This is a genomic window from uncultured Mailhella sp. (assembly GCF_944324575.1).
Taxonomy (GTDB): domain Bacteria; phylum Desulfobacterota; class Desulfovibrionia; order Desulfovibrionales; family Desulfovibrionaceae; genus Mailhella.
This window is the reverse complement of the sequence record NZ_CALUWV010000128.1, coordinates 1-5436: the sequence shown is the minus strand read 5'-3', so window position 1 is coordinate 5436 and position 5436 is coordinate 1. Positions and strand designations below refer to the sequence as shown.

Genomic DNA, 5436 nt, shown 5'->3' with positions numbered 1-5436 from the left:
CGCCCTTCGTCATGGAACTTCCCCCTTACCGTATGCCCACGCTTCAGGGCATGGTCATCCATGCCGGCGAGCGCACCTGGGAATATCTGAAAAAGGCAGGCACCGTCATTCTTGCCATATCCATTGTGGTGTGGGCGGCCATGGCCTATCCCGGACTGCCCGAAGACAAGGTGCAGGCGCATGAAACCACATTGGCCGAGCTTCAGAGACGTTTTGACGCGGCTCAGCCCGGCTCCGAGCTGCAGCACTCCATCGAAGCGGCCATGCATGCGGAAATCGGACGGTTCAATGAAGACACGCTGCGGCATACGGTGGCCGGACGCATCGGCGCCGCCATGGAGCCGCTGACCCGGTACGCGGGTTTCGGCTGGGAGGCCAATATCTCCCTGCTCGGCGGACTGGCAGCCAAGGAAGTCATCGTGACCACCCTCGGTACGGCCTATTCCATGTACGATGAAAATGAGGAATCCGGCTCTCTTGCGCAGTTCATTGCCAGAGACAAGAGCTGGAACATGCCCTCTGTGGTATCTTTCCTGTTGTTCGTGCTCCTGTATGCACCCTGCTTCGTGAGTCTCGTTACCATCCGTACGGAGACAGGCTCTGTAAAGTGGGCGCTGTTCAGCTTTGTCTTCAACACCTGCGTGGCCATGGTTGTGGCTACGACGGCCTATCAGATTCTTTCCCGCTGGTAACGGGAACATATCCGTCGTAAAAAAGCGGTCGCCTTCTTTTGGAAGGCGACCGCTTTTTTTGATGCTTCGGTGTTGATGCGCTTCTCGTTCACACTCATGCGGCATGGGAAGCATGACTTCTCTTGCCGTTTCGGGTGCAAACGCAGGCGTGATCAGGGGGAAAAGGCTTAGAGTCGGCTGATGGCGTCAGCCAGATCGTCGAGCCAGGGACTCTTGACCGCCTCGATGGCACCCTGGTCGCAGGCCTTGGCAACGGCCGGATCAATGGGTAGACGGGCGGTGAGCTCGATGCCGTACTGCCTCGCAATGTCCTCAAGATGGCTTTCGCCGAAGATGTACTGGCGCTTGCCGCAGTCGGGGCATACGAAGTAGGACATGTTTTCCACAAGGCCGACGACCGGAATGTTCAGACCGTCGAGACGGGCCATGTTCACGGCTTTTTCCACGATCATGGACACAAGTTCCTGAGGGGACGTGACGATGACGATGCCGTCGATGGGCAGAGACTGATAGACCGTGAGCGGAACGTCGCCGGTTCCCGGAGGCATGTCGACGAACATGTAGTCCACGTTGTTCCAGATGACCTCGGACCAGAACTGCGTGACCACGTTGGCGATGACGGGACCGCGCCACACCACGGGATCGGTGTCGTGTTCCAGCAGAAGATTCATGGAGGCAATGTCCACGCCGGTGGCGGAACGGACAGGGTTCAGGCCGAGCTGCGTGCCGGACATGCGCTGCGTGAGTCCGAACAGACGGGGAATCGAAGGCCCGGTGATGTCGGCATCAAGCACGGCGGCATGGGAACCGCGGCTCTGCATCTTGGAGGCCAGGAGGCCCGTGACGAGGGACTTGCCGACGCCGCCCTTGCCGCTCACGACGCCGATGACCTTCTTTACGGTGGAGAACTTGTGAAGTTTCACCTTCATGTCGACAGGTGCGGTGCGTTCCGCGCAGTCCTGGCCGCAGCTGCCGCACTTGTGATCGCAATCGCTCATAGTAAGACTTCCTTTTTGTACCGGCGGACGGTTCGCCGGGTGATGTGCGTCCCTTTCCTATAGTTCTTTCCGCGTGGTCTGACAAGTCGGGAGACGATTTGTTCCTTTGTGCGCGGCGAAAATTTATGGCCGCGGAGGGAGCATGGGAGGACGGATGCAGGAAGGTTGCAGGTGAAGAAGGCTCATGGGCGGAGACGTTTTTTTTCTTGACGCCGCCGTTTCGGGACGTAAGCTCATGTCATGACCGGTGCGTGCTGTACCGGTCGGCAACGATTTCGGAGTGTAAATGATGCGTTTTGAATTTCATGATGCGGCGGGCAACGTCCATCCCTTTGAAACCTACGCCGAGGCCGAGACCTTTGCGCTCGGCGCAGGCTATGTGTTCGTAACCAGCCGCAGCGTCATGGAAGGCTCGAATGCCCGGATTTCTTACTTCGTGGCCGCGGGTGATGTGCCTGAGGGCGTGACGGATCGAAACGAGCTTTTTCCCGTGCTGCTGGCCAGATACCCGGAATGGAAGGAACCCCGCATCATGCCCGTGATGGGCGCGGATGAGGACGGAACGGTCCGCTGAGATTTTTGCTTTGCGGGACGTTCGCGGAAAGACGCGGAAGGAGAAGGCCGAACGGCGTTCGGCCTTCAGGGATGCTTTTCGCAACCGGAAGTGAATGACGGCCTTGCCGACGTTCCTTTTTCAGACGACCGGGAAAGGTCGGATTCTTCGTCGTCTGGCGGTCAGCTTTCTTTGTGCATGGCGGCCCGAACGGCGCGTACCCTGGCTGCGATGTCCGGAGCCCCCACAAGCTCGGAAACCAGGGCGCAGCATTTTGCGCCGCGCTTCGTCACGTCCGTAATGTTGTGTTCCTTGATGCCGCCGATGGCCACAAAGGGAAGGCGGATGTTGGCGACTACCCATTCAAGATAGGAAAATCCCACGGGAGCGCACACGTCTTCCTTGGTCTGCGTGGCAAAGATGGGGCCTACGCCTATGTAGTCGGCTCCGGCGTCCACGGCAGCCTTCGCCTGTTCCGGGCTGTGGGTTGACAGGCCTATGATCTTGTCCGGACCGAGAAGACGCCGCACCTCGGGCACGGGAAGGTCGTCCTGCCCGACATGAACGCCGTCCGCATCCACCAGCATGGCGATGTCCACGTGGTCGTCGATGATGAAGCACGCTCCTGCTTCTGCGGTGAGGCGGCGGAGCGTGCGGCATTCTTCGAGCATCACGCCGGCGTGGGCGTGCTTTTCGCGGTACTGCAGTATCTTCACTCCGGCATCAAGCAGGGCTCGTGCCTGCTCTTCCACGCTGCGTCCGAGGGCAAGGCGGGAATCGGTAAGGGCGTAGATGTCGGTTTCTCCGGGAAGTATGCGTGCCATGGCGAAATCCTTAAAGTAAAGATTCAATGGTTCCGGTGAGCAGCCATTCCAGCGCCGCGTCGGCCTGCATGGCCGCGCATTGCATGACGCGGGGCGCAAGCGGCGGTCTGTCGGCAACGTCGGTTTTCATGTCGCCCACCACGATGATGCTGCCCAGGCGGCGGCGCGTCATGGCGTGTCCGCCGAAGCCCCCCATGCCCGAGCCGCAGATGACGGTTTTTTTTGCGGCAGCGGCGGACGAGACGAAAAGTGCCTTTGTTGCGGCATGATCCAGCGCCTCTATCCAGAGCTCCGCTTTGCCGAGCAGCGTGGGAATGTTTTCCCTGTCCAGCCAGAGCCTGCGGGCATCCACGTCCAGATCGGGATTCAGACGGAGAAGCTGCTCTTTGAGAGCCTCCGTTTTGGCTTGTCCCAAATGTGCGGGAAAGTAATGCTGCCGGTTCAGGTTGGAAGGCTCAACAATGTCGCCGTCGATGACGATGAGATGGCCCACGCCGGAGCGGGCGAGCATCATGGCCACGTTGGAGCCGAGCCCGCCCGCTCCGGCAATGCCTACGCGGGCGGACTCGAGTCTTATTCTCTGCGCTGCCGTGAAGCAGGAAAGCGCGCCTTCAAGCATGGCTAGAAGTCGCAGGCTTCCCAGTCCTTGGCCACGGCCTGATAGCCCAGGGCGGCAAGGTCACGGGTCATTTCCTGCACGGAGCGGTGGTCGGAAATGTCGAACTGGCCGGAGTTTTCCGCCTCCACCACGCGTCCGCCCACGGCCGTGGACACGCCCGCCGACACGCGGGTGACGCCGATGGGCACGATGTGGTTGCGCATGTCCGCACTTTCACGGCTCGACACGGTGATGCCGCAGCGCGGCAGAAAGCAGCGCAGCGCGGTGATGTACTGGACGAACTTTCTGTCGTCCACGCCGTGTTTCACCTCAAAGCTGCCTTCGTGCGGGCACATTCTCGGCACGGAAAGGCCGATGTCCGTGCCGGGGAAGTGCTTTTGCAGCCACCATGCGTGCAGACCCGTGCAGAAGGCGTCATGGATGAACTCGTCAAGTCCCATGAGCGCGCCTATGCCTACGCTGTGCATGCCGGCCTTTGCCGCGCGGGCGGGCGTGTTGAGCCGCCACAGAAAGTCGTGCTTGGGACCTGCCGGATGCAGCCATTCGTACAGCTCGGGATTGTAGGTCTCCTGGAACATGGTCATGCTGTCCACGCCGCTTTGTATGAGCATGCGGTATTCGTCCAGTGTGAGGGAGTACACTTCGACGCCCACGGAGGCGAAGCGAGGCTTGATGCGCTTTGCCACGTCCGCGATGTATTCGGGAGAGGCAATATGGCGGGCGTCGCCGGTAAGCAGAAGAATGTGGCTTATGCCCGCGTCGGCCAGAGCGAATGCTTCGGCCGCGGCTTCGTCTACCGTGAGGTGACGGCGTTTTTGATGGTTGTCGGCGTTGAAGCCGCAGTAGCGGCAGTGGTTCGTGCAGATGTCTGAGACATAGAGAGGCGAGAAAATGTTGACCGCTCGCCCGAAGAAGCGAAGCGTGATTTCCCGGGAACGCCGGGCCATCTGTTCAAGGAATGGTTCCGCAGCCGGGGAGAGCAGAGCCATGAAGTCTTCGGGGCGCAGCGTATCCTTTTTTAGCGCGGCGAGAACGTCGCGTTCCGTGGCCTTGGCGGCCAGTTCTGCACGACGTTCTCTGGGCCACTCGGCCAGATATTCGTCGAAATGCGCCTCTCCCGGCGCGAAGGTATCAGCCAGAACAGGAGTATCCATAAGCATTGTGCCTTTGTGATGCGTTGGGGAGCGTTGTGTCTGACAACGCTCCCTTTCAGGATTCGTGAGGGCGGATCGAGGCAAAAGAGGGTGGTCGGGACTGTCGTTGTCCGGGGGTAAGGAAAGAGACGCTCTGCATGAGATGTTCGTCTGTCCGCCCGTTTTCGCAGAAGTGTGAAAGCAGCGGAAAGTCGCCTGAGTGCAGAGTTCTCTGTCCGTCGATCCGGGAACGGTGGAGCGGCGGAGATATCAGCGGCGCGGGATTCTGTCAGCGCAGAAATCCCGTGAGCGGGGAAGACGCCACGGCTCCGCCGCTGATCACGGCTCCGGCTCCGGCGAGGTACGCGGCCCGGCCGGCTTCCACGGCGCGGCGGAAGGCCATGGCCATGGCGACGGGATCGTCGGAAGAGGCGATGCCGGTGTTGACGAGGCAGGCGGCTGCGCCCATTTCCATGGCCTCGCAGGCCTGAGAAGGACGGCCTATGCCGGCGTCCACCACGATGGGGAGTTCTATTTCTTCAATGAGTATGCCTATCATTTCCCTGGTGCGCAGGCCCCTGTTGGTACCGATGGGAGCGCCGAGCGGCATGACGGCC

Annotated in this window: 6 protein-coding genes and 1 pseudogene; 2 read left to right on the top strand and 5 right to left on the bottom strand. The window is 60.6% G+C overall.

Features of this window, described 5'->3' with window-relative positions:
* The coding region (locus Q0J81_RS10410) for a nucleoside recognition domain-containing protein (protein ID WP_294447690.1) at window positions 1–692 on the top strand (692 nt) is incomplete at its 5' end.
* A gap of 167 nt (window positions 693–859) precedes the next feature.
* On the opposite strand, the gene Q0J81_RS10405 is transcribed toward Q0J81_RS10410, so the two are convergent.
* Entirely contained in the window at window positions 860–1690 is an 831-nt protein-coding gene (locus Q0J81_RS10405; protein ID WP_294447688.1) for an Mrp/NBP35 family ATP-binding protein, read from the bottom strand.
* 286 nt (window positions 1691–1976) lie between these two features.
* On the opposite strand from Q0J81_RS10405, the gene Q0J81_RS10400 reads away from it, so the two are divergent.
* Window positions 1977–2264 (top strand): hypothetical protein, encoded by a 288-nt coding sequence (locus Q0J81_RS10400; protein ID WP_294447687.1) that lies wholly within the window; start codon window positions 1977–1979, stop codon window positions 2262–2264.
* Between the two features lie 161 nt (window positions 2265–2425).
* Here Q0J81_RS10400 and thiE read toward each other — a convergent pair whose 3' ends face one another.
* The 4 genes and pseudogenes from thiE to Q0J81_RS10380 all read right to left on the bottom strand — a co-directional run.
* Complete coding sequence (gene thiE / locus Q0J81_RS10395; RefSeq protein WP_294447686.1) at window positions 2426–3067, bottom strand: thiamine phosphate synthase; 642 nt, start codon at window positions 3065–3067, stop codon at window positions 2426–2428.
* A gap of 10 nt (window positions 3068–3077) precedes the next feature.
* On the bottom strand, window positions 3078–3686 hold the full coding sequence (gene thiF / locus Q0J81_RS10390) for a sulfur carrier protein ThiS adenylyltransferase ThiF (protein WP_294447685.1): 609 nt from the start codon (window positions 3684–3686) through the stop codon (window positions 3078–3080).
* A 2-nt stretch (window positions 3687–3688) separates the two neighbouring features.
* A complete protein-coding gene (gene thiH / locus Q0J81_RS10385) occupies window positions 3689–4840 on the bottom strand; it encodes a 2-iminoacetate synthase ThiH (RefSeq protein ID WP_294447684.1) in 1152 nt (383 codons plus the stop codon).
* A gap of 268 nt (window positions 4841–5108) precedes the next feature.
* Window positions 5109–5436, bottom strand: a pseudogene (locus Q0J81_RS10380) (thiazole synthase); the annotation flags it as partial.